This window comes from Cellulomonas sp. GTC20042, assembly GCF_055389595.1.
This window is the reverse complement of record NZ_AP043678.1, coordinates 3,435,588-3,461,148: the sequence shown is the minus strand read 5'-3', so window position 1 is coordinate 3,461,148 and position 25,561 is coordinate 3,435,588. Positions and strand designations below refer to the sequence as shown.

Annotated in this window: 28 protein-coding genes; all 28 read left to right on the top strand. The window is 73.7% G+C overall.

The features are described 5' to 3' along the window. Positions 1 to 109: 109 nt before the first annotated feature. The 28 genes from ACZ5HG_RS16030 (at position 110) to ACZ5HG_RS15895 (ending at position 25,527) form a co-directional block, all read left to right on the top strand. Positions 110 to 451 (top strand): flagellar basal body rod protein FlgB, encoded by a 342-nt coding sequence (locus tag ACZ5HG_RS16030; protein WP_464182189.1) that lies wholly within the window; start codon positions 110 to 112, stop codon positions 449 to 451. Continuing rightward, a complete protein-coding gene (flgC, locus tag ACZ5HG_RS16025) occupies positions 451 to 855 on the top strand; it encodes a flagellar basal body rod protein FlgC (RefSeq protein WP_464178106.1) in 405 nt (134 codons plus the stop codon). The genes ACZ5HG_RS16030 and flgC overlap by 1 nt, the downstream gene beginning before the upstream one ends. Then, positions 852 to 1,190, top strand: coding sequence for a flagellar hook-basal body complex protein FliE (locus ACZ5HG_RS16020; RefSeq protein ID WP_464178104.1), 339 nt, complete (start codon positions 852 to 854; stop codon positions 1,188 to 1,190). Before flgC ends, ACZ5HG_RS16020 begins: the two co-directional genes overlap by 4 nt. Then, positions 1,190 to 2,791 (top strand): flagellar basal-body MS-ring/collar protein FliF, encoded by a 1,602-nt coding sequence (gene fliF, locus ACZ5HG_RS16015; RefSeq protein ID WP_464178102.1) that lies wholly within the window; start codon positions 1,190 to 1,192, stop codon positions 2,789 to 2,791. Before ACZ5HG_RS16020 ends, fliF begins: the two co-directional genes overlap by 1 nt. Continuing rightward, complete coding sequence (fliG, locus tag ACZ5HG_RS16010) at positions 2,791 to 3,795, top strand: flagellar motor switch protein FliG (RefSeq protein ID WP_464178100.1); 1,005 nt, start codon at positions 2,791 to 2,793, stop codon at positions 3,793 to 3,795. Before fliF ends, fliG begins: the two co-directional genes overlap by 1 nt. After that, positions 3,785 to 4,459, top strand: coding sequence for a FliH/SctL family protein (locus ACZ5HG_RS16005; protein WP_464178097.1), 675 nt, complete (start codon positions 3,785 to 3,787; stop codon positions 4,457 to 4,459). Before fliG ends, ACZ5HG_RS16005 begins: the two co-directional genes overlap by 11 nt. Beyond that, positions 4,456 to 5,856 carry a FliI/YscN family ATPase gene (locus ACZ5HG_RS16000; RefSeq protein WP_464178095.1) on the top strand — a complete coding sequence of 467 codons (1,401 nt, stop codon included), beginning with the start codon at positions 4,456 to 4,458 and terminating at the stop codon, positions 5,854 to 5,856. The genes ACZ5HG_RS16005 and ACZ5HG_RS16000 overlap by 4 nt, the downstream gene beginning before the upstream one ends. Further along, complete coding sequence (locus ACZ5HG_RS15995) at positions 5,853 to 6,293, top strand: flagellar export protein FliJ (RefSeq protein WP_464178093.1); 441 nt, start codon at positions 5,853 to 5,855, stop codon at positions 6,291 to 6,293. Before ACZ5HG_RS16000 ends, ACZ5HG_RS15995 begins: the two co-directional genes overlap by 4 nt. Then, positions 6,290 to 7,018, top strand: a complete 729-nt coding sequence (locus tag ACZ5HG_RS15990) for a C40 family peptidase (RefSeq protein WP_464178091.1) — start codon at positions 6,290 to 6,292, stop codon at positions 7,016 to 7,018. Before ACZ5HG_RS15995 ends, ACZ5HG_RS15990 begins: the two co-directional genes overlap by 4 nt. Further along, a complete protein-coding gene (locus ACZ5HG_RS15985; RefSeq protein WP_464178089.1) occupies positions 7,015 to 8,520 on the top strand; it encodes a flagellar hook-length control protein FliK in 1,506 nt (501 codons plus the stop codon). The genes ACZ5HG_RS15990 and ACZ5HG_RS15985 overlap by 4 nt, the downstream gene beginning before the upstream one ends. A gap of 14 nt (positions 8,521 to 8,534) precedes the next feature. Further along, the gene (locus ACZ5HG_RS15980; protein WP_464178087.1) at positions 8,535 to 9,041 is read left to right on the top strand and encodes a flagellar hook capping FlgD N-terminal domain-containing protein; all 507 of its coding nucleotides are present in this window, start codon (positions 8,535 to 8,537) and stop codon (positions 9,039 to 9,041) included. Between the two features lie 57 nt (positions 9,042 to 9,098). Then, positions 9,099 to 10,277, top strand: a complete 1,179-nt coding sequence (locus ACZ5HG_RS15975; protein ID WP_464178085.1) for a flagellar hook protein FlgE — start codon at positions 9,099 to 9,101, stop codon at positions 10,275 to 10,277. Between the two features lie 140 nt (positions 10,278 to 10,417). Next, positions 10,418 to 10,747 carry a flagellar FlbD family protein gene (locus tag ACZ5HG_RS15970; RefSeq protein WP_464178082.1) on the top strand — a complete coding sequence of 110 codons (330 nt, stop codon included), beginning with the start codon at positions 10,418 to 10,420 and terminating at the stop codon, positions 10,745 to 10,747. Further along, on the top strand, positions 10,747 to 11,520 hold the full coding sequence (locus ACZ5HG_RS15965) for a motility protein A (RefSeq protein WP_464178080.1): 774 nt from the start codon (positions 10,747 to 10,749) through the stop codon (positions 11,518 to 11,520). Before ACZ5HG_RS15970 ends, ACZ5HG_RS15965 begins: the two co-directional genes overlap by 1 nt. 22 nt (positions 11,521 to 11,542) lie before the next feature. Then, entirely contained in the window at positions 11,543 to 12,454 is a 912-nt protein-coding gene (locus ACZ5HG_RS15960) for an OmpA/MotB family protein (RefSeq protein ID WP_464178078.1), read from the top strand. A 4-nt stretch (positions 12,455 to 12,458) separates the two neighbouring features. After that, on the top strand, positions 12,459 to 12,986 hold the full coding sequence (locus tag ACZ5HG_RS15955) for a flagellar basal body-associated FliL family protein (protein WP_464178076.1): 528 nt from the start codon (positions 12,459 to 12,461) through the stop codon (positions 12,984 to 12,986). A gap of 182 nt (positions 12,987 to 13,168) precedes the next feature. Next, positions 13,169 to 14,104 carry a FliM/FliN family flagellar motor switch protein gene (locus ACZ5HG_RS15950; protein ID WP_464178074.1) on the top strand — a complete coding sequence of 312 codons (936 nt, stop codon included), beginning with the start codon at positions 13,169 to 13,171 and terminating at the stop codon, positions 14,102 to 14,104. After that, complete coding sequence (fliN, locus tag ACZ5HG_RS15945) at positions 14,104 to 14,820, top strand: flagellar motor switch protein FliN (protein ID WP_464178072.1); 717 nt, start codon at positions 14,104 to 14,106, stop codon at positions 14,818 to 14,820. Before ACZ5HG_RS15950 ends, fliN begins: the two co-directional genes overlap by 1 nt. Beyond that, positions 14,820 to 15,326, top strand: a complete 507-nt coding sequence (fliO, locus tag ACZ5HG_RS15940; RefSeq protein WP_464178070.1) for a flagellar biosynthetic protein FliO — start codon at positions 14,820 to 14,822, stop codon at positions 15,324 to 15,326. Before fliN ends, fliO begins: the two co-directional genes overlap by 1 nt. Before the next feature lie 86 nt (positions 15,327 to 15,412). Next, a complete protein-coding gene (fliP, locus tag ACZ5HG_RS15935; protein WP_464182187.1) occupies positions 15,413 to 16,204 on the top strand; it encodes a flagellar type III secretion system pore protein FliP in 792 nt (263 codons plus the stop codon). A gap of 1 nt (position 16,205) precedes the next feature. Next, a complete protein-coding gene (gene fliQ, locus ACZ5HG_RS15930; RefSeq protein WP_464178068.1) occupies positions 16,206 to 16,478 on the top strand; it encodes a flagellar biosynthesis protein FliQ in 273 nt (90 codons plus the stop codon). After that, a complete protein-coding gene (locus ACZ5HG_RS15925; RefSeq protein WP_464178066.1) occupies positions 16,478 to 17,236 on the top strand; it encodes a flagellar biosynthetic protein FliR in 759 nt (252 codons plus the stop codon). The genes fliQ and ACZ5HG_RS15925 overlap by 1 nt, the downstream gene beginning before the upstream one ends. Positions 17,237 to 17,288: 52 nt before the next feature. Beyond that, complete coding sequence (locus ACZ5HG_RS15920) at positions 17,289 to 18,446, top strand: EscU/YscU/HrcU family type III secretion system export apparatus switch protein (RefSeq protein ID WP_464178064.1); 1,158 nt, start codon at positions 17,289 to 17,291, stop codon at positions 18,444 to 18,446. 13 nt (positions 18,447 to 18,459) lie between these two features. Then, a complete protein-coding gene (locus ACZ5HG_RS15915) occupies positions 18,460 to 20,526 on the top strand; it encodes a flagellar biosynthesis protein FlhA (RefSeq protein ID WP_464178062.1) in 2,067 nt (688 codons plus the stop codon). After that, the gene (locus ACZ5HG_RS15910) at positions 20,504 to 21,790 is read left to right on the top strand and encodes a hypothetical protein (RefSeq protein ID WP_464178060.1); all 1,287 of its coding nucleotides are present in this window, start codon (positions 20,504 to 20,506) and stop codon (positions 21,788 to 21,790) included. The genes ACZ5HG_RS15915 and ACZ5HG_RS15910 overlap by 23 nt, the downstream gene beginning before the upstream one ends. A gap of 295 nt (positions 21,791 to 22,085) precedes the next feature. Continuing rightward, positions 22,086 to 22,346 (top strand): carbon storage regulator CsrA, encoded by a 261-nt coding sequence (gene csrA, locus ACZ5HG_RS15905; RefSeq protein WP_464178058.1) that lies wholly within the window; start codon positions 22,086 to 22,088, stop codon positions 22,344 to 22,346. 332 nt (positions 22,347 to 22,678) lie between these two features. Beyond that, positions 22,679 to 25,114, top strand: a complete 2,436-nt coding sequence (locus tag ACZ5HG_RS15900; RefSeq protein ID WP_464178056.1) for a chemotaxis protein CheA — start codon at positions 22,679 to 22,681, stop codon at positions 25,112 to 25,114. Beyond that, the gene (locus ACZ5HG_RS15895; RefSeq protein WP_464178054.1) at positions 25,111 to 25,527 is read left to right on the top strand and encodes a chemotaxis protein CheW; all 417 of its coding nucleotides are present in this window, start codon (positions 25,111 to 25,113) and stop codon (positions 25,525 to 25,527) included. Before ACZ5HG_RS15900 ends, ACZ5HG_RS15895 begins: the two co-directional genes overlap by 4 nt. The last annotated feature ends 34 nt before the right edge of the window (positions 25,528 to 25,561 follow it).

The window sequence follows — 25,561 nt, the reverse complement described above, 5'->3', positions numbered from 1 at the left end:
GCCCCGGACACCGGCGTCCGATGGGAGGGCTGAGCATGGATCGCTCGCGCAGCAGGCCACGGACAGGCCGACCAGGACCATCGTCGGTGAGGGTGACCCTGTCATGGGCATGTTCGACTCCGTGAGCTTCGTCGCGCTGAACAGCGCGCTCGACGGCCTGGCGCTGCGCCAGCGCACGATCGCCGAGAACGTGGCGAACATCCAGACCCCCAACTACCACGCCAAGCGCGTGAGCTTCGAGGACGCCCTCGCACGGGCCGTCCGGGGAGGGTCGGGTGCGGCCGAGGCCACGACGGCCCGGTCCCTGGAGCCCACGCGCGAGGACGGCAACAACGTCAACCTCGACACCGAGACGCTGCTGAACGTCGACACGAACCTGCGCTACCAGCTGGCCACGCAGGCGGTCGACGGCACGTTCTCGTCCGTCCGGATCGCGATGAGGACTTCCTGATGACCACCTTCGGCGCGATCGGCATCGCGAGCACCGGCATGACCGTCTACCGCAAGTGGCTGGACGCGGTCAGCGACAACCTGGCGAACCTCAACACGGTCCGCTCCACGAACGAGGACGCCTACCAGGCCAAGTCAGTGATCGCGCAGGAGATCTCCACCGCGAACGGCGGCGGCGTCCAGGTGGCCGGCATCTCGCTCGGCTCCGCGGAGGGCCGGATGGTCTACGAGCCGGACAACGCGCTCGCGGACGAGGACGGCTACGTGAAGTACCCCGACATCGACATGGCCAGCCAGATGGGCCAGCTGATCATGGCGCAGCGCGGCTACCAGGCCAACGCCGCCGTGGTCGACCGTGCCAAGGCCTCCTACGAGGCCGCTCTCCAGATCGGACGCAGCTCATGAGCATCCCCGCCATCTCCGCCGTCTCCGGCGGTGTGCAGGGCGTCAGCCCCACCGCGTACCTGTCGTCCCTCACCGGCACGGGCTCCACCGGGGCCACCGGATCGGTGGGCGCCGCCGACAACGGCTTCGCCACCGTGCTCGGCCAGGTCGACAACCTGACCCAGATGCAGTCCACCAGCAACGAGCTCGCGATCAAGGCCGTCACCGGCGACCTCGACGACGTGCACGACTACACCGTCGCGTCCTCCGAGGCCAAGCTCGCCCTCGAGCTCACCGCCGCCGTGCGCAACAAGGCCGTCGACGCGTTCACCGAGATCATGAGGATGCAGGCCTGATGCCCGCCCAGGTGAAGTCCCTGTTCGGCCGGGTGTCCGGGGCCGTCAAGCAGTTCTCGCTGGTGCAGAGCACCTTCGCGATCATCGCCGTCGCCGCCCTGGTGCTCGGTGGCGTGGCGGTCGCCGGCTGGCTGACCAAGCCGACCATGACCCCGCTGTTCTCCGGCCTGTCGGCCACCGACGCCTCCGCCGTGGTGGACCAGCTGACCGCCGACGGCGTGAAGTACGAGCTCGCCGACGGCGGCGGCACCGTCCTGGTGCCGGAGGCCAACCTCTACGCGGAGCGGCTCAAGCTGGCCGCCGCGGGCCTGCCCGCCGACGCGGACGGCGGCGGCTACTCGCTGCTCGACGGCATGTCGATGACCTCCAGCGAGTTCCAGCAGCAGACCACGTACCAGCGTGCGCTGGAGGGCGAGATCGCCAAGACGGTCTCCGCCATGCAGGGCGTCGAGAGCGCCACCGTGAAGCTCGCGCTGCCGACCGAGTCCGTGTTCGTCTCCGAGCAGCAGGACCCGACGGCCTCCGTGTTCGTCCGCACCCGCGCCGGCTCCTCGCTGAGCACCGAGCAGGTCGAGGCGATCGTGCACCTGGTGTCCGCGGGCATCGAGGGCATGCAGGCCACCGACGTCGCGGTGATCGACGCCTCCGGGCAGGTGCTGTCCGCGGTCGGCACCGGGGTCACCGGCTCCGGCACCGGCGGCGAGAAGACCGACGACTACGAGCAGCGCGTCACCTCCGCGGTGCAGGCCCTGCTCGACCAGGTGGTCGGCACGGGCAAGTCCGCGGTGACCGTCACCGCCGATCTGGACTACGACCAGACGCAGCGCACCACGGAGGAGTTCACCGCCACCGAGGGCGTGCCGCCGCTGGCCTCGTCCACCACCTCGGAGACCTACACCGGTGCGGGCACCGGCACCGCCACCGGCGTGCTCGGCCCGGACAACATCGCGGTCCCCACCGGCACCGCCACCGACGGCACCTACTCCTCGACCACCGAGGACGTCACCAACGCGGTGAACAAGGTCACCGAGGTCACCCAGCAGGCGCCCGGCGCCGTGCGGCGGCAGTCGCTGGCCGTCGCGGTGGACGCCACCGCCGCGGCCGGGATCGACATGACCCAGCTGACCGAGATGCTGACGGCCGCCGCCGGCATCGACGCCACCCGGGGCGACACGATCTCCGTGCAGCGGATGGCCTTCGACACCACGAGCGCCGAGGCCGCGCAGGAGGCCCTGGCGGCCGCCGACGCCGAGGCGGCCGCCGCGCAGCGCGAGTCGCTGATCCGGCAGGCCGGCATCGCCGGGATCCTGCTGCTGCTGGTGATCGTCGTCGCGATCGTGCTGGCCCGCCGCTCGCGGCGCAGCAAGCGCGAGGCGCTCGACATCGGCGAGCTGCCGCTGATGGACGGCCCGGAGCCCGCCGCCGAGCTGGACGACCTGCCGGAGATTCCGCCGGCCCTGCCCGGCCCTGCCGAGGCCGACCCGGTGCAGGAGTCGCTGGCGGTCAAGCGCGCCGAGATCTCCGCGCTGGCCGACGCCCAGCCGGCCGAGGTCGCCGACCTGCTGCGCGGCTGGCTGGCCACGCCGGGCGGTCGTCGCTGATGGCCGCGCTGCTCAGCGGCACGCAGAAGGCCGCCATGCTGCTCATGCAGCTCGGCCGGGAGCGCGCCGCCAAGGTGATGCAGGAGCTCGACACCACCGAGATCGAGGAGCTCACCGCCGAGATCATGCGGCTGGACCGCGTGGACCAGACGCTCGCGGACGAGGTCGTCGAGGAGTTCTACAGCGCCTCGATGATCGGCCCGGGCGTCGGCGGCGGCCTGGGCTACGCCACCCAGCTGCTGGAGGGCGCCCTCGGGCGCGACGAGGCCGCCGGGATGATCGAGCGGCTGCAGACCTCCATGGCCGGGCAGCCCTTCGAGTTCCTCCAGCACGCCGACGCCCGCCAGGTGCTCTCGCTGCTGAACGGCGAGCACCCGCAGGCGGTGGCCCTGGTGCTCGCGCACCTGCGGCCGGAGCACGCCTCGGCGATCCTCGCCGGTCTGCCGCACGACCAGCAGTCCGAGGTCGCGCACCGGATCGCTCTGATGGAGCGCGCCTCGCCGGACGTGGTGCAGGTGATCGCGGAGAGCCTCCAGCGCAAGGCGTCGACCGTGCTGACCCCGAACGAGATGTCCGCGATCGGTGGCGTGCAGCCGCTGGTCGAGATCATCAACCGCGCCGACCCGACCACCGAGAAGCTGATCCTCGAGGGTCTGCAGGACCGGGACGAGGCGCTGGCCGACGAGGTCCGCAGCAGGATGTTCGTCTTCGGCGACATCGTGCTGCTCGAGGACCGCGCCATGCAGCTCGTGCTGCGCTCGGTGGAGACCAACGAGCTGTCGGTGGCCCTCAAGGGCGTCGCGCCGGAGGTCCGGGACAAGATCCTGCGCAACCTGTCCGAGCGTGCCCGCGAGAACCTCGAGGAGGAGATCGAGCTGCTCGGCCCGGTGCGCCTCTCGCAGGTCGAGGAGGCCCGCGCCGGCATCGTGCAGTCGATCCGTCGTCTGGAGGAGAGCGGCCAGATCGTCATCCGCCGCGAGGGCGAGGACGAGTATGTCTCCTGAGGCCCGCACCTTCACCCAGGCCGCCTACGGTGCCCCGGCGCCGGTGTCGGAGGACGTCGCGCGCGCTGCGGGGTACGCCGGTGGCTACGCCGCGGGCTACGCCGCCGGTGCCCGCGAGGCCGCCCGCGCCGCCGAGGCAGAGGCCGCGCGCGTGCAGCAGCAGCGTGCCGAGGCCGACGCCCGGCGCGCCGCCGAGCACGCCGACTCCCTCGCCGTGCTGACCGCGGCCGCCCGGGCCGCCGCCGACCGCAGCGCCCCGGTGCTCGCCTCCGCGGAGTCGACCCTGCACGCCGCCGCGGTCCAGCTGGCCGCCGCGGTGCTCGGCCGCGAGCTCGCCGACGGTCCGGCCTCCGCGCGCGCCGCCCTGGACCGGGTGCTGCGCGCCGGCCTCGAGGTGCACACCGTGCGGCTGAGCCCGCGCGACCACGAGGTGCTGCGCGTCGCGATGGCCACCGACGGCGCCGCCGTGCTCGCCGACCTGCCCGCGCTCACCGGCGTCGAGCTGGTCGCCGACCCCGCGCTCGCCCCCGGCGACGCCGTGGGGGAGTACCCGGACGGCTACCTGGACGCGCGGATCGTCGACGCCCTGGACCGGGCGCGCGCCGCCCTGGCCGTGCCGGTGCCGGTCCACGTCGAGATCGCTGCTCCCGAGGCGCAGGCATGAGCGCGCCGACGACCTCCCTGCTGCCCACCCCGCGCGGTGGCGCGCCCGAGCCCGCGCCGCTGGGCGCGTCCCCGGCCGCCCCCGTGCTGGACGGCGACTGGGCCGACGCGCTGCTGGCCGCCCGGCCCGAGCGGGTCGGCACCGTGCGGGGCGTCGTCGGCCTGACCGTCGAGGTCGCCGGCACCGGCGCCGCCGTCGGCGAGCTCGTCGCGATCACCACGGACGCCGAGGAGGTGCCCGCCGAGGTGGTGGCGACCAGCCGCACCGCCGCGCAGTGCATGCCGCTCGGCCCCACCCACGGGCTGCGCGCCGGCATGGCCGTGCGCCCGCGGGGCACCGCGCTCACCGCCCCGGTCGGCCCCGGCCTGCTCGGCCGCGTGCTGGACGGCCTCGGCCGCCCGATCGACGGGCGCGGCCCGCTGATCGGCACCGGCAGCGTCCCGGTCACCGGCCACGCCCCGCACCCGCTGGCCCGGGCGCGCGTCGCGCAGCCGCTGGACCTCGGCGTGCGGGTGCTGGACACCCTGGTCACCGCCGGTCGCGGCCAGCGCCTCGGCCTGTTCGCGGGCTCCGGCGTCGGCAAGTCCTCCCTGCTGTCGATGATCGCGCGCGGCACCGACGCGCAGGTCTCGGTGATCGCCCTGGTCGGCGAGCGCGGGCGCGAGGTCCGCGAGTTCCTCGAGGACGACCTCGGCCCCGAGGGCCTGGCCCGCTCCGTGGTGGTCGTGGCGACCTCGGACGAGCCCCCGCTGGTCCGGCTGCGCTCCGCCTTCGTGGCGACCCGGATCGCCGAGTGGTTCCGCGACCGCGGCGACGACGTGGTGCTGATGATGGACTCGCTGACCCGCGTGGCGATGGCCCAGCGCGAGATCGGCCTGTCCGTCGGCGAGCCGCCGGCCACCCGCGGCTACCCGCCGAGCACCTTCGCGCTGCTCGCCCAGCTGCTCGAGCGCGCCGGCACCGGCGCCACCGGCTCGGTCACCGGCCTGTACACGGTGCTGGTGGACGGCGACGACCACAACGAGCCGATCGCCGACGCCGCCCGCTCGATCCTGGACGGGCACGTGGTGCTGGAGCGCTCGCTGGCCGTGCAGGGGCACTTCCCCTCGGTGGACGCGCTGGGGTCGATCTCCCGCGTGGCTTCCCGGGTGCTCGGGCCGGAGCAGAAGGACCTCGCCACCCGGCTCCGCCGCGTGATGGCCGCCCGCCGTCAGGCGCAGGACCTGCTCGACGTCGGTGCGTACGTGGCCGGCAGCAACCCGCTGGTGGACGCCGCGGTGGCGCACAGCGCCGAGATCGACGGCTTCCTGCGGCAGGGCATGGACGAGCGCGCGCCCTCGGCCGACTCCTGGCAGCGCCTGGACGCGCTGGTCGCCGCGATGGGAGACCTGCCGTGAGCCGCGCGTTCCGGCTGGCCGGCCTGCTGCGGCTGCGCTCGATGGCCGAGGAGCAGGCCGCGGTGCAGCTCGCGCAGAGCACCCGGGAGCGGGACGTCGCCGACGCGCGCCGTCGCGCCACCCAGGCCGCGCTGGCCGAGGCGCAGATCCCGCAGCAGACCGACGCGCTCGGGATGCGTGCGGTGATCGCGAGCCGGATGGCGCTGAGCAGCCTGCTGGTGGACCGCACCGCGCAGGTCACGGTCGCGCAGGACGAGGTGGACGAGGCCGGGGCCGCGTGGTCCGAGGCCCGCACCCGCACCCGCACCCTGGAGAAGCTCCAGGAGAAGCACGAGCGCACGGTGCTGGCCGAGGAGCAGAGCGCCGAGCAGAAGGTCCTGGACGAGATCGCCGGCCGCCGCGCGGTCCCGGTCCCGGGGACGGGGGAGGACGCATGACCGGCGGCATCGCCGCGGTGCAGGCGCGGATGGTCGAGCTGAACCAGCTGCTCGCGCCCACGACCGCCACGAGCACCACGACCACGACGAGCACGGGCACGTCCTTCGCGGACGCGCTCGCCTCGGTCACCGGCACCACCGAGGCCACCACCTCGATCGCGCCGGGCTCCGGCGTCACCGGCGAGGCGCTGGTCGCCGCCGCCACGAAGTACCTCGGGACGCCCTACGTCTGGGGCGGCGAGTCGCTGGAGGAGGGCGGGCTGGACTGCTCCGGCCTCGTGCAGCGCGCGCTGGCCGACCTCGGCGTCACCGACGTGCCGCGGGTCGCCCGCGACCAGATGACCCTCGGCACCGAGGTCGCCTCCCTCGCGGAGGCCCGGGCCGGCGACCTGGTCGTGTTCGGCGGCGGCACCCACATCGGCATCTACGTAGGGGACGGGAAGATGATCGACGCACCGAAGCCCGGTCAGAGCGTGACCATCCGGGACGTGTACACCGAGCCGACCACGATCCGGCGCATCCTGCCGAGCGCGGCCGAGGTCGCCTCCACGGGCGCGTCCTCGACGCTGGCCTCCGCGCTCGCCTCCACCTCCGCCGGGCAGTCCGCGCTGTCGCTGCTGGGCTCCTCGTCCTCGACGGCCTCGCTGTCGTCGCTGCTGGGCTCCTCGACCTCGGGCCTGTCCACCGCCTCGCTGTCCTCGCTGCTGCAGGGGGTGTCCGCATGAGCACCCCGACGATCGGCCTGGTCGCCCAGGCGCGCGCCGCCGCCGGCTCCGCCCGCGTGGCCACCGGCACCGGCACCGGCTTCGACGCGGTGCTCCAGGGCACGCTGGCGAACGACCGGCCGACGAGCAGCACCCGCTCCTCGGCCTCGGACCGCTCGGCGACCCCGGACCGCTCCGCGACCAACGACCGGGTGACCCGGCGCGACGACGACCGCGCGCGGAACGACCGGACGCGCACCGACCGCACGGACCGCTCGCGCACCGATCGGGCCGACCGCTCGCGCGCCGACCGGACCGACCGCGCCGACCGGGCGACGGGCACCGACCGCACGCAGGACGCCGACCGTCCCGCCGACGCCACCGAGGCCGGGCAGCCGACCGCCGAGGGCACCGACACCGCGGCGACCACCGGCACCACCGCCGATGCCGCCGCTCAGGTGGCCACCCCGACCACCACCCCGGCCGCGACCCCGACCACCGGACTGGTCGCCGCCGCGCTCGCGGCCGCCACCGCCCCGGTCGAGGGCGCCGTCGCGACCGCCCCGGCCACCGCCGAGGGGGAGACCGCCGTTCCGGCGGGCACGGCCGCGCCGACCGCCGCCGCGACGACCGCGCAGCCCACCGGTGCCGTGCCCGCTGCGGCCACCACGACGACCGCCGCGACCGCCGGCGCCACCGCCACCCCGGCGACCGCGACCGAGCCGGACACCGCCGCTGCTGCCACCCCGGGCGCCCCGGCGGCCGGCGGCACGGCCGGCGCCGCGAGCACCACCACCGCCGCCGGTCCGGCCACCCCGGCACCGGCCGACCCGGCGTCGTCCGCCGCGGCACCCGCCGCCACCGGCACCGCCCGGAACGCCGCCGAGGCCGCCACGACCCCGACCGCCACCGCCCCGGCCGCCGTCACCCCGGACGCCGCCGCCGCGGCCGCCCGCCCGGTCGCCGCCGCAGCCGGTGCCGGCGCGTCGGCCGAGGCCACCCCGACCACCGCCACCACGAGCAGCACCCCGCTGCACGTGGGCACCGTGGCCGCCTCCCGCGGCGCCGAGGGCGCCGCCGCACCGGCGAGCACCGCCGCGCCGCTGTCCGACCAGCTCGCCGCCAAGCTCGGCGAGGCGCTGCCCGCCCTGCGCGCCGCCGGCTCCGGCCGGCACGTGCTGACCCTGGCGGTCGACCCGGAGCACTTCGGTCCGGTCAAGGTCGTCGCGCACATCTCGGCGGAGTCGGTGCGGGTCGAGCTGGTCGGCGCCACCGACCAGGCCCGTGAGCAGCTCAAGGCCGCCCTGCCCGACCTGCGCCGCGACCTCGCGCAGGCCGGCCTGCAGGACCTCGGACTCGGCGAGGGCTCCACCGGCGGCGACCGCACCGGCTCCCGCGAGGGCTCCGGCCGTGCGGCCGGCACCGGGTCGTCCGGCTCCGCCACCGGCGCCGAGCCCGCCGACCGCACCACCCCCACCGTCCGCACCCCGGCCACCGCCGGCGGCCTCGACCTGCTGGTCTGACCCCGAGGAGCACCGTGACCACGCCCATCGACGTCTCGTACATCACCAACGGGACCGGCAAGACCACCACGACGAAGACCGCGAGCAACGAGCTCGACAAGCAGGCCTTCCTCGAGCTCTTCGTGGCCCAGCTCAAGTACCAGGACCCGAGCAGCCCGATGGACACCTCGCAGATGATGGCGCAGACCACCCAGCTCGCGACCATGGAGTCCCTGGAGGAGATCGCCTCCACCTCCCGCGAGGCCTTCGCGCTCCAGATGCGCCTGACCGCCTCCGACCTGGTCGGCAAGCAGGTCTCCTGGACCGACGCCGACGGCACGACCCAGAGCGGCACCGTGACCGGCGTCTCCTACGCCAACTCCGTGCCGCTGGTCATGGTCGGCAAGGAGGTCATCAGCCTCGACAACGTCTCCCTCGTCACCACCCCGGGCGGCCCGACCACGCTGCCCGGCACCAAGGACACCGACGACTCCGGCACGGATGCCGGGTCCGACACCAGCGGCACCGGCACCACGGCCTGACGGCCGGCCGCCCGCACACCCGACCCGACCCGCATCCCACCCGAAGGGGAACCCACCATGCTCCGCTCGCTCTTCTCCGGCATCTCCGGTCTCCGCAGCCACCAGACCATGCTCGACGTCACCGGCAACAACATCGCCAACGTCAACACCACCGGCTTCAAGTCCTCGCAGACCCAGTTCCAGGACACCCTGAGCCAGGTGCTCACCAACGCGGGCGCCGCGCAGAACGGTGTCGGCGGCACCAACCCGGCGCAGGTCGGCCTGGGCGTGCGCGTCGCCGGCATCACCACCAGCTTCACCCAGGGCGCCTCGCAGCTCACCGGCCGCAGCACCGACATGATGATCCAGGGCGACGGCTTCTTCGTGGTCCGCAAGGGCACCGAGACCTTCTACACGCGTGCCGGGTCCTTCGACTTCGACTCCACCGGCCAGATGACGCTGCCGGGCGACGGCGCGCTGGTCCAGGGCTGGATGGCCGTGAACGGCGTGATCGACACCAACCAGCCGCTGACCGACCTCACCGTCCCCACCGGCACGGTCATGGGCGCCATCGCCTCCACCACCGCGTCCTTCATCGGCAACCTGCCCTCCGACGCCGCCGACGGCACCATCAAGACCCTCGACCTCGAGGTCTACGACGCCAACGGCACCGCGCGCGACATCAGCGTCACCCTGACCAAGTCGGCCACCGGCTGGAGCATGTCGGCCACCGACGGCACCAACACCCAGGCCGCCACCCCGATGGTCTTCGCCGCCGACAACACCCTGACCTCGCCGACCACCTTCGCCCTGGGCGGCGTCACGGTGAACCTCGGCGCGATCACCGGCTACGCCGGCGTGGACACCGTGCAGAAGGGCGTGCAGAACGGTCGCGAGGCCGGCGTGCTCCAGTCCTTCGAGCTCGGTGCCGACGGCACCATCACCGGTTCGTTCAGCAACGGCCTCAAGCAGGCGATCGGCCGCATCGCGCTGGCGAACTTCACCAACCCGGCCGGTCTGCAGAAGGCCGGCGGCTCGCTGTTCGAGACCTCGGTGAACTCCGGCGACGCCCAGGTCGGCGTCCCCGGCGCCGGCGGCCGCGGCTCGCTCGCGGGCGGCGCGCTCGAGATGTCGAACGTGGACCTGTCGAGCGAGTTCACCTCCCTGATCATCGCCCAGCGCGGTTTCCAGGCGAACTCGCGGGTCATCACCACCTCCGACGAGGTGCTCCAGGAGCTCGTGAACCTCAAGCGCTGACGCGCCCTCCAGATCCACCCCCGTCGGCCGCCGGAAGCCCTCAACGCGAGGGACCGGCGGCCGATGGGAGGGGGGTACGGCCCACGGATGGGCCGGCAGCGGCACCTGCCGCGCTGCACCACCAAGGACGGGATACCGCTGTGATCATCGTGACGCGCCTGAACGGGGCCCAGTTCGGGGTCAACCCGGATCTGCTCCAGCGTGTCGACAGCGCGCCCGACACCATCCTGACCCTCATCGACGGGACGAAGTACATCGTCCGCGAGTCGATGGCCGAGGTCATCGCACGGGTCAACGAGCACCGTGCGCAGCTCCTGGCCCGCGCGCAGGAGATCCAGGCCGGCCCCGTGCCGACCGTCGAGCTGGTCCGTGACCGCGACGACGAGGCCGACGGCCCCCACGACCACGACGGCGAGGACGACCACGTCCCGCTCGCCGATCCCGTACCGCTGCGACCGAGGAGCCGTTGATGGATCCCGCTGGCTTCATCGGACTGGTCGTCGCGTTCGGCGCGATCTTCGGTGCCCTCATCATGGAGGGCGCCAACCCGATGTCGATCATGCTGCCCGCGCCGCTGCTGCTGGTGTGGGTCGGCACGATCGGCGTGGGCATCGCCGGGCACACGCTGAAGGACGTCATCGCGTCGTTCCAGGCGATCCCGCGGGCGCTGACCAGCAAGGTGCCGGACCCGACCGAGACGGTGGACACGCTGGTGTCGCTGGCCGACCGCGCCCGCCGCGAGGGCCTGCTCGCGCTGGAGGACGCCGCCCGCGACATCAACGACCCGTTCCTGCGCAGCGGCCTGCAGGCGGCGATCGACGGCACGGACCCGGACGACCTGCGGCTGATCCTCGAGGACAAGATCGCCACCAAGCGCACGCGCGAGCGGATGCACTCCAAGTACTTCCAGGACATGGGCGGCTACGCGCCGACCATCGGCATCATCGGCACGGTCATCTCGCTGGTGCACGTGCTGGAGAACCTGTCCGACCCGTCGTCGCTGGGCCACTCGATCGCGGCGGCCTTCGTCGCGACCCTGTGGGGCATCCTCTCCGCGAACGTCGTCTGGCTGCCGCTGGGCACCCGCATCCGCCGCATCTCCGACCTGGAGTGCGCGCAGATGGAGGTGACCCTGGAGGGTCTGCTGGCGGTGCAGGCCGGTGCGAACCCGCGTCTGGTGGGCGAGCGCCTGCGCTCCCTGCTGCCGGACCAGGGCGCCGACAAGGAGAAGGAGGCCGCGTGATGGCCTCCCGGGGGGCCCTCGGATGAGCGCCGGGCACGGCGGTCGCAGCCGCCGGGGCGGCGGGCACGAGGAGGAGCACGTCAACCACGAGCGGTGGCTGGTGTCCTACTCGGACATGATCACCGTCCTGATGGCGCTGTTCATCGTGCTCTACGCGATCAGCCAGGTCGACAACGACAAGTACGTGGCGCTCAAGGCCTCGCTGGCGGCGGGGTTCGGCGACGGCACGGTGGCCGAGTCGGTGCTGGACGGCACCGACGGGATCATGGACGGCACGTCCTCCTCGAACGACGCCCCGGACGCGGGCACCGCGGGCATGGTGGACGCGGACGAGGGTCTCGGGATGCAGGCCTCCGACCCGGCGCCGGCGACCTCCCCGGACCAGGTGGACCCCTCGGTGCTCGCCGCGGCGCGGGCCGAGGCCGCCCACCTGGACGAGGTGCGGCAGATCATCGAGAACGCGCTGAACAGCCAGGGTCTCGGTGACGCGGTGCGGTTCCGGATGGACGAGCGCGGGCTGGTGCTCGGGCTGGTGGCGGACGACGTGTTCTTCGCCCAGGGATCCGCGCAGCTCACGCCGACCGCGATGCAGGTGCTCGACCTGGCCGGGCCGACGCTGGTCGCCCTGCAGGAGCAGATCTCGGTGGAGGGGCACGCGAACACCGTGCCGATCTCCGGCCGGTACGCGACCAACTGGGAGCTGTCCTCCGACCGCGCCACGCAGGTCCTCCGGCACCTGGTGGAGACCGACGGCATGCCGGGCACCCGCATCCAGGCGGTCGGCTACGGCGACACCCGTCCCCTGGTGGACGGGACCGGGGACGACGCCATGACCGCCAACCGGCGGGTCGACATGGTGATCCTCAGCGTGGCACCGGAGGCGGTGCGCGCCCTGCTGCCCAGCGTGGCGGCCTCAGAGACGACGGGAGGGTAGACGAATGCCGATCGAGCAGCGTGTGATCTCGGGCGGTGGCCAGAAGATCGGGGGCAAGAGCTCCGGGTCGATCGGGGCGAAGGACGCGCCTGCCGCCGAGCCGGAGACCACCAAGAAGAGCAAGAAGGGCCTGCTGATCGCGATCATCGCGATCGTGCTGGTCGCCGGAGGCGCCGCGGCGTACTTCTTCCTGGGCAAGGGCGGCGGGAGCGCCGCGGCCGAGCCGGAGCCGGAGCCGACGCACGAGCCCGGCGCCGTGGTCACCGTGGAGCCGATCAGCCTGAACCTGGCCGACGGGCACTACCTGCGCCTCGGCTTCGCGCTGCAGCTCACCGCCGACGTCGGCGAGGAGTCCCCGGACACCTCCAAGGCGATCGACATGGCGATCGAGCTGTTCTCCGGCAAGACGGTCGCGGAGATCTCCGACCCGACCTCCCGCGAGGCGCTGAAGGTCGAGTTCGCGGCCGAGCTGGCCGAGGCCTACGAGGGCGAGGTGATGGACGTCTACCTGACCAACTACGTGACGCAGTGAGGACCCGCGCGTCGGACATGAGCCCGACGCGTCGCCCGCCCGGGGCGCCATGGAGGGCGCCGCATCGATCCGCAGCACGACGGTCCACGAGGGACCGGTGGCGGAGGCAGCACGAAGTGCTCATATCGCCCACTTTGAGGCGACCTCTCAGCAGGGCTGCGCGCGCGCCGATGTGAGGGGGCGTGACGGTCCACACCTCGGGGCAGGCCCCCGCCCGCTCGCGGCGACGCACGCACGTCCCCGAGCCCTACGACTTCCGCCGGCCGATGACGATGGCCCGCGAGCACGCCCGTGTGCTGGAGATGGCCTTCGAGACCTTCGCCCGGCAGTGGGGCAACCAGCTCACCGCGCGGCTGCGCGCGATGGCGCAGGTCACCTTCGACGGCCTGACGCTCACCTCGTACGACGAGTACGTCCGCACCCTGCCGACCACCACCGCGATGATGCTGTGCACCGTCGAGCAGACCCGGCAGACCGCCGTGGTGCAGGTGCCGGTCACCGCCACGATGGTGTGGGTCGACTACATGCTCGGCGGCCCGGGCACCGGCGACGTCCGGGAGGGCCGCGAGCTCACCGAGATCGAGTTCACGCTGGTCCGCGGCCTGATGCAGGCGGCCCTCGGCGACCTCGGCTACGCCTTCACCTCGCTCACCCCGCTGGACGTCACGGTGCGCGCGGTGCAGTACAACCCGCAGTTCGTGCAGGCCGTGCCGGCCTCCGACGCGGTGCTGGTCGCCACCTTCCTGCTGCGCGTCGGCGAGCGCGACGACATGGCCACGGTCATGTTCCCCGCCGAGCTGCTGCTCGCGGCGGTGCGGCAGGCCGACGGCGCCGGGGGCCGCTCGCTGGAGGACCAGCGCGCCCACGAGCTCGCCGTCGCCGACCTGGAGTCCGCCGTCGAGGAGGTCCCGGTCGAGGTCGCCGTGCGCTTCAGCCCGGTCACCGTCCGCCCGCGGGAGGTGGTCGACCTCGCGGTCGGCGACCTGCTGCCCCTGTCCCACCCGTCGTCCCAGCCGCTCGACGTGGTGGTGGACGGCGTCGTGCTCGCGCGAGCCGCCGCGGGGAACAACGGTTCCCGCCTCGCCTGCATGGTCGTCACCGTCGAGGAGAAGAACTGATGAACGCCGTCCCCACCGCCGACGTCCGCGACGACGCCGCGCTCGCCCTCGCCGCCGCGACCGCCGCCGCGCGCCTGCTGCCCGCCGTCGCCCCGCTGAGCCCTGTGCCGGCCGCCGCCGGGATCGGCCCGGACGCCGACGCGCTGGCCGTGGTCGCCTCCTTCGTCGGCCCGAACAGCGCCGACGTGCTGATCGTCGCGGACCAGGCCGTGCGGGACGCGCTGGCGTCCGGCGCCGCCGACGGCACCACCCTGGACCTGGCCGACGCCCTGCGCCCCGCGCTGGAGGCCGCCGTCGCCGAGCTCGGCGCCGGGGTGCTCGAGGCCGCGCGCACCGAGCCGGTCGCCACCGCCCTGCCCGCCGACGCCCACCTGGTCGCGCTCCAGGGCGAGGACGGGGTGCAGGCCTGGTTCGCGCTGCGGATGCGCGCCGAGACCTCCCCGCGCGCCGCCGGTGTGCCCACCCAGCGCGCCAGCCTGAACGTGCTCTACGACGTCGAGATGACCCTGACCGCCGAGCTCGGCCGCACGCGCCTGCCGGTGCGCCAGGTGCTCGAGCTGACCCCGGGCTCCGTGCTGGAGCTGGACCGCGCCGCGGGCAGCCCCGCCGACGTCATGGTCAACGGCCGGCTGATCGCCCGCGGCGAGGTCGTCGTCATCGACGAGGAGTTCGGCATCCGCATCACCGAGATCGTGACCGGGGACGGCGCGGCCTGATGGACGAGCTGGTCCTCGGCGCGCGCGTCCTCCTGGCCCTGGCGTGCGTGGTCGGACTCATCTGGGTCGTGGCGCGCCGTGCGGGCTGGGGCTCGGGCGCGCGCCGGCCGGCCGGCCCGGAGGTCCGGGTCGTCGGTCGGCAGGCCCTGGGCCGGCACGCCGGTGTCGCCGTGGTCGCGGTGGGCGAGCGTCGGCTGCTGCTCGGCTTCGGCGAGCAGCAGGTGACCATGCTGACCGAGCTCGACCCCGAGGCCGAGCCCGTCGCGGTGGTGGAGACCGTCCCCACGACGGTGCTCGCCGCCGAGCCGGCTCCCGTGCCGGGTCCGGTGACCGCCGAGCCGGTCGACCTCACCGACATCGAGCGCGCCACCGCCGCGGTGCGCGCCTCCTCGGCCGCCTCCGCCTCGGCGGCGCAGGCCAACGGTTCGCTGAACGGCTCGATCCTGGCGCCCTCCACCTGGAAGCAGGCGCTGTCCGCGCTCCAGGAGCGGACGGTGCGCCGGTGACCACCACGCTCCTCGCCCCGCGCACCGACGAGTACGCGGGCACCGTCCCCGCGGCCGCCGCGCCCCGCCCGCGCCGGCGCCGCTGGCTGCTGGTCGCGCTGCTGGTCGCCGCCCTCGGCGTCGCGCTGGTCGTGCTCGGCTCCGGGATCGCCCACGCGGCCCCGACGCCGCCCACCGACCCCACCGCCCCGGTCGACCCGGCCGCCGGCACGGTCTCCGTCTCGATCAACGGCGTGAACGGCTCGCCCAGCAGCTCGGTCGTGGTGCTGATCGGCATCACCCTGCTGTCGGTCGCCCCGGCGCTGCTGCTGATGATGACCGGCTTCACCAAGATCTTCGTGGTGCTGTCCCTCACCCGGAACGCCCTCGGGCTCCAGGGCGTCCCGCCGAACCAGGTGATCGCCGGCCTCGCGCTGTTCCTGTCGCTGTTCGTGATGGCGCCGGTGCTCTCCGACGTGAACACCGCCGGCGTGCAGCCCTACCTCGACGGCTCGATGGACTTCGCCACCGCGGTCGACGCCGGCTCCGCGCCGTTGCGCGACTACATGCTCGAGCACACCCGCGAGCAGGACCTGGCGCTGATCACCCGCGCCGCCGACCAGCCCAACCCCGAGGACCCGTCCTCGGTGTCGATGCTCACGCTGATCCCGGCGTTCATGCTCTCCGAGCTGCGGGCCGCGTTCATCATCGGCTTCGTCATCTTCATCCCGTTCCTGGTGATCGACCTGGTCGTCTCCTCGGTGCTGATGAGCATGGGCATGATGATGCTGCCGCCGGTGATGGTGTCCCTGCCGTTCAAGCTGCTGCTGTTCGTGCTGGTCGACGGGTGGGGCCTGATCGTCACCGCCCTGGTCGGCGCCGCGACGGGTGGTGGCTGACGTGGACACCTCCGCCGTCCTCGACATCGGCCTGGACGCGCTGATCATCACCGCCAAGCTCGCCGCCCCGGTGCTGATCACCGCGCTGGTCGTCGGCTTCGTCGTCTCCCTGGTGCAGTCGGTCACCCAGATCCAGGAGGTCACGCTCAGCTTCGTGCCCAAGGCCATCGCTGCCGCGGCGGCGCTGCTGATCTGCGGGCACTGGATGATCTCCGAGCTGGTGACCTTCACGCAGGAGCTGTTCACCCGCATCCCGGCGCTGCTGGGGGGCTGATGGACGTCACGCTGCCGCTCGCCTCCGTGGAGGCGGCCATGCTCGCGGGGGTCCGGTTCGCCGCGTTCCTCGTGATCGCGCCGCCCTTCGCGCACCGGGCGATCCCGGGCCAGGTCAAGGCGATGCTCGCCGTCGGCCTGGCGCTCGCGGTGCTCCCGCGGGTCGAGGGGCACGTCGTCGGTTCCACCGGCCAGTTCGTCGGGCAGCTCGTCATGCAGGTGGTGATCGGCGGCGGCCTGGGCTTCCTGGTGTCGCTGGTGTTCTCGGCGGTGCAGTCCGCCGGCAACCTGATCGACCTGTTCGGCGGTTTCCAGCTGGCGCAGGCCTTCGACCCGATGAGCATGACCTCGGGCGCGCAGTTCGCGAAGCTCTACCAGTGGACGGCCACCGTCCTGCTGTTCGTCTCCGGCGGGTACGGGGTGCTGATCAGCGGGCTGGTCCGCTCCTTCGACGCGGTGCCGCTGGACGCCACCCTGGACCTGGCGAAGATGGGCTCGTCGGTCACCACCGGGCTGAGCCAGATGTTCCTGGCGTCGTTGCAGATCGCCGGCCCGCTGGTCGCGGTGCTGTTCCTCACCGACGTCGGCCTCGGCCTGCTGACCCGGGTCTCGCCCGCGCTGAACGCGTTCGCGATGGGCTTCCCGCTGAAGATCTTGATGACCGTCACCTTCGCCGGCTTCGCCTACCTCGCGATGCCGGGCGTGATCAACGACCTCGTCACCGGGGCCGTCCGCTCGATGATCCGGGTCGCGTCATGATCTCCCCCCACGAGACCGCTCGCTGCGCTCCCGTTCCCGCGGGGACCCCGAGATGAGCGGCGGGGGCGACGGCGGGGAGAAGACCGAGAAGGCCTCTGCCCAGCGGATGAAGGAGGTGCACCGCGACGGCAAGCTCCAGCGGTCCTCCGACCTGACCGCCTGGGTGGGCCTGGCCGCCGCGGCGCTCACGCTGCCGATGGTCGCGACCAACGCCGCCGACGCCGCCCGGGACCAGATGGCCGCCGTGCGCTCGGCCGTCGCCAGCCCGGACGCCGGCACCGTGGTCGACCTGCTGTTCGAGGGCTTCGGCACGATCATCGGCACGCTCACGCCGATGCTCGCCGTGGTCGCGCTCACCGTGATCATCACCGCCGCGGCCCAGGGCGGGGTGCACCCGAAGAAGTTCAAGCCGCAGGTGCAGCAGTTCAACCCGGTCAACGGGATCAAGCGGCTGTTCGGCAAGCAGGCCTGGTGGGAGGGCGCCAAGACCCTGCTGAAGACCGCCGTCGTGGGCCTGGTGCTCTACTCCGTGGTGCAGGGCCTGGTCCCGCAGCTCATGGGCACCGGGCGGCTCCCGCTGGAGCACATCCTCGGCACCGTCAGCGGCGGCGTCACCAACCTGCTCCGGCTCGGGATCGCCGCCGGCGTGCTGCTCGCCCTGATCGACCTGATCGTCGTCATCCGGCGCAACCGCAAGCAGACCCGGATGTCGAAGCAGGAGCTGAAAGAGGAGAACAAGCGCACCGAGGGCGACCCGCAGCTCAAGGGCGCGATCCGCTCCAAGCAGATGGCGATGAGCCGCAACCGCATGATGGCCGCGGTCGCCGACGCCGACGTGGTGGTCGTCAACCCGACCCACGTGGCCGTCGCCCTGCGCTACGTCCCCGGCACCGGCGCCCCGCGCGTGGTCGCCAAGGGGGCCGGTGCCGTCGCCGCGCGGATCCGCGCCGAGGCCACCGACAAGAAGATCCCGATGATCGAGGACATCCCGCTGGCCCGTGCCCTGCACGCCGCCTGCGAGGTGGACCAGGAGATCCCCGCCTACCTGTTCACCGCGGTCGCCCGCGTGCTCGCCTTCGTCATGGCGCTCAAGCGCCGTGGCTCCGCGATGGGCAAGCACACGATGCCGGGCGGCTCCGTCGCCCCCGAGGGCGTCCCCACCACCGTCGTCGACGCACGTCGCCGCGCACGCGCCGAGCGTGCCGCATGAAGAAGGAGCACCGATGAGGAACCGGTCGATCTCCCAGCTCGCCGTCCCGGTGGGCGTGGTCGGCATCGTCCTGCTGCTGGTCGTGCCCCTGCCGGCCGCCCTGCTGGACGTGCTGATCGCGGTGAACATCACCGCCTCGCTGGTCATCCTGCTCACCAGCATGTACGTGCAGCGGCCGCTGGACTTCAGCGTGTTCCCCTCGCTGATCCTGGTGTTCACGCTGTTCCGGCTCGGGCTCAACGTGGCCTCGACCCGCCTGGTGCTGCGCGACGGCTACGCCGGTGCCGTGATCGACGCCTTCGGGCACTTCGTGGTCGGCGGATCGCTGGTGATCGGCCTGGTGATCTTCCTGATCCTGGTGGTCATCCAGTTCGTCGTGATCACCAACGGTGCCGGCCGCGTGGCCGAGGTCGGCGCGCGCTTCACCCTGGACGCGATGCCCGGCAAGCAGATGGCGATCGACGCCGACCTGAACTCCGGCCTGATCGACGAGAACACCGCCCGGCAGCGCCGCGCCGACGTGGCCGCCGAGGCCGACTTCTACGGCGCGATGGACGGTGGCTCGAAGTTCGTCAAGGGCGACGCCATCGCCGGCATCGTGATCACGCTGATCAACCTGGTCGGCGGCATCGTCATCGGCATGATGCAGATGGGCCTGACTGTCGCGGAGTCGGTGGAGAAGTTCTCGCTGCTGACCATCGGTGACGGCCTGGTCACCCAGATCCCCGCCCTGCTGCTGTCGGTGTCCACCGGCATCGTCGTCACCCGTGCCACCGCCGAGGGCGACATGGGCACCGCGGCGTCCAAGCAGCTGCTGCAGAGCCGCAACGCCCTGATGATCGCCGGCGGCGGCGCCATCGCCCTGGCCCTGCTGCCCGGCATGCCGAAGCTGCCCTTCGTGCTGGTCGGCGCGACGCTGATCGTGCTGGCCCAGCGGATCAAGTCGACCGAGAAGAAGGAGAAGGCCGCCGCCGAGCTCGCCGCGCAGGTCGGGCAGGTGACCGACGCACCGGCCACCGCCGAGACCCCCGAGCAGCTGATCGAGCAGATGCGGGTGCACGCGCTGGAGATCCTGCTCGCCCCCGACCTGGTCGACATGGTCGGCAACGGCCCCGACCAGGACCTGCTGCACCGGGTGCGCGGCCTGCGCCGCAAGATCGCGATGGACCTCGGCATCGTCGTGCCGCCGGTGCGCACCCGCGACTCGGTGGACCTGCCGCGCTCCACCTACGTGGTGCGGATCGCCGGTGTCGAGGTCGGCCGCGGCGAGACCCCGTCGGGACGGGTGCTCGCGCTCGGCGACGACCTGGCCTCGCTGCCCGGCCAGCAGGTGGTGGAGCCGGTGTTCGGCCTGCCCGGCAAGTGGGTGCCCGCCGAGCTGCGGCACGCCGCCGAGATGGCCGGCGCCACCGTGGTCGACCGGGTGTCCGTGCTGATCACCCACCTGGGCGCGATCATCACCCGCAACGCCCCGCGCCTGCTCGGCCGCGAGGACGTGCGGGTGCTCACCGAGGGCGTCAAGCAGGTCAACCCGTCCGTGGTGGACGAGCTGATCCCCGGGCTGCTCAGCCTGGGCGAGGTGCAGCGCGTGCTCCAGGGCCTGCTGGCCGAGGAGGTGCCGATCCGCGACCTCGGCCGGATCTACGAGTCGCTCACCCTGCGCGCCAAGGTCAGCACCGACCCGGAGGGCCTGGTCGAGGCCGCCCGCACCTCGCTCGGCGCCGCGCTGTGCACCCCCTACGTGCAGGACGGCGTGCTGCGGGTGCTCACCCTGGACCCGGTGTTCGAGCAGCAGCTGGTCGAGTCGCTCCGTCCCTCGGACGCAGGTGTGCAGATCGTCACCGACCCCGCCAGACTGGAGGCCATGCTCGACCGTCTGCGCATCGCCGTGAGCGAGGCCGAGGCCACCGGCCGCACCGTGGTGCTGGTCTGCGCGCCCGCCCTGCGGCCCGCGCTGCGCAAGGTCGTGCTGCTGGGCCTGGACCGGCTCGCGGTGCTGTCGTACCCCGAGGTCACCGGCGGCGGCGTGCGGATCGAGACGGTCGGGACGGTGACGGGTGCCCACGCGATTGCTGCTTGAGGGTGCTGATCTGGCCGAGCTCATGGTGCACGTGCGCGCCGAGTTCGGTCCCACCGCCCGGGTGGTGCGCGCCGAGCGTGTCCGGACCGGCGGTGTCGCGGGGTTCTTCGCCCGCGAGCGGTACGAGCTGACGATCGACGTGCCGGACGAGAGCAGCGCCCCGCAGCCCACGCTGCTGCGCCGACGCCTCGGCCCCGGCGGCGTGGTGCAGGGCGGAGCGGGCTCGTCCGGCCCGGTCGGGCTGGAGGGGCTGCTCGCCGCGGCCGACGCCGGCGACGACGGCCCGCCCGGGTCCACGGTGCTCGCGCCGGGTGCGCCCGGCGGACCGGGTGCCGTCGAGAAGCCCGGCCCGCGGGTGTCCACCGGCGAGGAGGCCTTCGCCTCCGTGCTGGAGCGGATGCGCCAGCTCACCGGCGGGATCGGCGAGGACCACCAGCTCGAGGTGCCGCCGCCCGCCGGCGCCGCCGCTGCGGCGCCGGTGGTGCCGGAGGCGGACGCCCGGACGTTCGAGCCGCTGGCCGCCCCGGCGGTGACCGCGGCCCCGGTGGCCGCTACTGCTGCGGCCGTGCCTGCGCCGGTCGCTCCGGCCGTGCCGGTCCCCGGTGGGGGAGTCGCCCGCGCCGACCTGGAGGAGCTCGGCCTGCCCGCCGCCCTGCTCGACGCCGCCGGCAGCGGCCCCGTCGAGCTGTCCCGCCTGCTCGCGCACGTGCCCACCGCCCCGCCGGTGCCCCGGGAGCCCGGCACGGTGCTGGTGGTCGTCGGCCCGCCCGAGGACGCCGTGCGCACCGCCGACCTGCTCGCCCTGCGCTCCGGCGCCGGCGGGGCAGGCTCCGTCGTGCACGCCGGTGACGTCGAGCCCACCACCGGCCACGGCCGCCGCCTCACCACCCCGCAGGCCGCCGAGCGCTGGCGTGCCCGTGCCGGCGAGGCCGAGGAGCTCACCGTCGTCGCCCTCGGCGTCCGCCCCGGCCGCACCCGCGAGGCCGCGGGCGCCGAGCTGCTCGCCGCCCTGGCCCCCGACCAGGTGTGGGCCGCCGTGGACGCGCGCTCCAAGGTGCGCGACTGCGTGCGCTGGCTCGGCGCGGTCGGGTCGCTGCGGCCGATCGACGCGCTCGCGGTCTCCGGGCTGTTCGACACCAGCGAGCCCGGCACCGTGCTCGGCCTCGGCATCCCGGTCGCGTGGATCGACGGCGTGCCCGCCTCCCGCGTGGCCTGGGCGGCAGCCCTCGGCGAGCACCTCCCCGACGGCACCGTCTGGGGCTGAGCGCCGCGCTTCCCTTCCCGCGCACCCCTTCCTGCATCCTCCGCTCTCCTCCTCCCGTGAGTTCGGTGGTTCGGGCCGAGCTCGGTGGTTCGGGGGCCCATTTCCTGCACGAACCACCGAACTCGGCGGCGGAATGCGACCGCACCGGCGCTGGTCAGGGGTGTGCGACGCGCACGGACGGGTGCACCTGAGCGGCCGGACGGGTGCCCCGGCGTCGTATCCGTCCCGGTTCGTCATCCGCCACCTCGGGCGCGGGACTCTGGACGGCGCGCCCACGCCAGGTAGGGTCGGCGCCATGCTGGTGCTGAGCAGGCGCGTCGGAGAGCGACTCGTGATCGGGGACGACGTGGTCGTGACCGTGATCGAGGTGCGCAGCGACGGTGTCCGCCTCGGCATCGACGCCCCCCGCTCGGTCGCCGTGCACCGCGCCGAGGTGCTGGAGGCCGTCACCGCCGCGAACGTCGCCGCGACCGAGGGTGGCGACGAGGCGGCCGAGTCCCTGCGCTCCCTGCTCGGCGGCGCGGACCCCGCCACGCCTGCAGACCCCCAGGACTGACCCGCACCCCACCCTGCACGCGCCCACCTTCCCCGCGAGGTCGGTGGTTGCGACGCGATCACGGGCCAGCGGCCCGCATGATTGCGCATGAACCACCGACCTCGTCGGTGGGCGACGGGCAGGGGTGCTGACCTGCGCGATCGCTCGCGGGGCCACCCGAACGGCCCTGGGGGTGCGGCACGCGCTTCCCCGGGCGTTCACCCGGGCGGGTGGTCGGGGCGTTCTCACCCGCCGTCCGGGGCACCGCGAGGCCGGAATGTCTCACGCAGCGGGCGTGCCCGCCGATCCTCACCGATGACGGGGCGTCCCGGTAGGAGGCAGCGGTGGAGGACATGGACGAGATCGTCCGCGAGTTCCTGGTCGAGAGTCACGAGAATCTCGACCAGCTCGATCAGGACCTGGTGGCGCTCGAGAGCGAGCCCGGATCACGCGCGCTGATCGCGAGCGTCTTCCGGACGATCCACACGATCAAGGGCACGAGCGGGTTCCTGGCGTTCTCGCAGCTCGAGCGGGTGGCCCACGCGGGCGAGAACCTGCTGGTGGAGCTGCGCGACGGCCGGCGCTCGATGGACCAGCCGACGACCGACGTGCTGCTGCGCCTGGTCGACACGATCCGCGAGATCCTGCGCGCGATCGAGGTCGACGGTGGCGAGGGCTCCGTGGACATCGCCCCGGTGGTCGCGGCGATCGAGGACATCCAGAGCCGTGAGCCGGGTGCCGCCGCCGAGGCCGCCCCCGCGCCCGCTGCCCCTGCCGCCGAGCCGGTCGCCGCAGCGCCCGCGCCGGTGGTCCCCGAGCCGGTCGCCGTCGAGCCCGAGCCGGTCGCCGCCGAGCCGGTCGCTGTCGAGCCGGTCGCTGTCGAGCCCGCGCCCGTCGCCGCCGCCCCGGCGGTGCCGACCCCGCGCGCCCCGGAGCCGGCACCGGCCCCCGAGCCCGTCGCGGCCCCGGCTGCTGCTGCCCCGGCCGCCGCGCCCGCCGCTGCTGCTGCCGAGGAGCTCGGCACCCTGCGCGGTGGCGCGGCCGACGCGTCGATCCGCGTGGACGTGGACCTGCTGGACGCCCTGATGCGTCAGGTCGGCGAGCTCGTGCTGGCCCGCAACCAGATCAGCCGGCTCGCCACGGGCACCGACGACGTCGACCTCGCCCGCTCCGCGCAGCGGCTGAACCTCATCGCCGGTGAGCTGCAGGAGGGGGTCATGAAGACCCGCATGCAGCCCATCGAGCACCTGTGGTCCAAGATGCCGCGCATCGTGCGCGACCTGGCGGCGGCCTGCCACCGCGAGGTGCACCTGGAGCTGTCCGGTGGCGACACCGAGCTCGACCGCTCGCTGCTCGAGGCCGTCAAGGACCCGCTGACGCACCTGGTGCGCAACGCGGTGGACCACGGCATCGAGGCCGTCGAGGACCGCGTGGCCGCCGGCAAGTCGCCGCGCGGCGTGCTGACCCTGCGCGCCTACCACGCCTCCGGCCAGGTGGTCGTGGAGGTTGCGGACGACGGTCGCGGCATCGACCCGGAGAAGATCGGCGCCAAGGCGGTCCAGAAGGGGCTGCGCACCGCCGACCAGGCGGCTGCGATGAGCCCGGCGGACCTGCTCCAGCTGCTCTTCCTGCCCGGCTTCTCCACCGCCGAGGCGGTCACCAACGTCTCCGGCCGCGGTGTCGGCATGGACGTGGTCCGCACCAAGATCGAGGCCATCGGCGGGGCGGTGGACGTCGACTCGGTCGTCGGCCGCGGCACCACCTGGCGGCTGCGCATCCCGCTGACGCTGGCGATCATGCCCGCGCTCACCGTGGAGAGCGCCGGCGACCTCTACGCGATCCCGCAGGTCAACCTGCTGGAGCTGGTGGCGCTGGACTCCCAGCGTTCCGAGTCCGGCATCGAGCACATCCACGAGGCCCCGGTGTACCGCCTGCGCGGCGAGCTGCTGCCGCTGGTGTCGCTGGCCTCGGTGCTCGAGGTGGACGGCGCCGGGTCCTCGGACGTCGCCGAGCTGGCCGCCCGCTCCGAGTCCTCGGTGATCGCGGTCGTGCAGTCCGACCACCAGCGCTTCGGCATGCTGGTCGACCGCGTCCTCAACACCGAGGAGATCGTGGTCAAGCCGCTGTCCGCCCGGCTCAAGGCGATCGGCGCGTACGCCGGTGCCACCGTGCTGGGTGACGGTCACGTCGCGCTGATCCTGGACGTGCAGGCCATCGCCCGCCGCGCCCTGGCCGGCGAGCTCGACGTCGCCTCCCGCGACGCCCGGGCCGGTGCCGGTGCCGGTGCCGCGCACGAGGTGCAGCAGGTGCTGGTGGTCGGGATCGGCGGTGGCCGTCAGGTCGCCATGCCGCTCGCGTCGGTCGCCCGTCTGGAGCACGTGCAGGCCGAGCAGGTCGAGTACGTCGGCGGTCGCGAGGTGGTCCAGTACCGCGGCACGATCCTGCCGCTGGCCCGCCTGGACCGGCTGCTGGGCGCCTACGGCTCCGAGGAGACCTCCGAGCTGCTGCTGGTGGTCTACAGCCGCGCAGGCCGCAGCGTCGGCCTGGTGGTCCGCGAGATCGTGGACATCGTGGACGACGACTCCGCCCGGCACTCCGACATCGAGGACGCCGGCCTGGTCGGCTCCACGGTGCTCGGCGAGCGCGTCACCGAGCTGCTGGACGTGCGCCGCGCGATCCTCGCCGCCGACGCCGCGTTCTACGACGAGCGTCCCGAGCCGACCGGCATCGGGTACGACACCCTCCCGACGCAGGTCGGCGAGGCCGAGCTGGTGGGAGCGGCCCGATGAGCCAGTACGTCACGTTCACGCTGGGCGGCAGCCTGTACGGCGTCGACGTCACCCGCGTGCAGGAGGCGCTGCGCTCGCACGTGCGCACCCGCGTCCCGCTGGCCCCGCCCGGGGTCGCCGGCCTGGTGAACCTGCGCGGGCAGGTCGTGCTGACCGTGGACCTGCGTCCGCGTCTCGGCTTGGCCGCCCTCGGCGAGGACGCGGAGCCGATGATGGTCGTCGTGCAGGTGGCGGGGGAGCCCGTCAGCCTGCTGGTCGACGAGATCGGCGACGTGATGGAGGTCGGTCCGGAGACCTTCGAGGCCCCGCCGGAGACGCTGGACGCCGCGCTGCGCCCGCTGATCCTCGGTGCGCACAAGCTGGACGGCCGGCTGCTGCTGGTCCTCGACGTGGATCAGGCCACCGCCGCCTGATCCGCCCGCGCCACGAGGCCCCCGTCACCGCGAC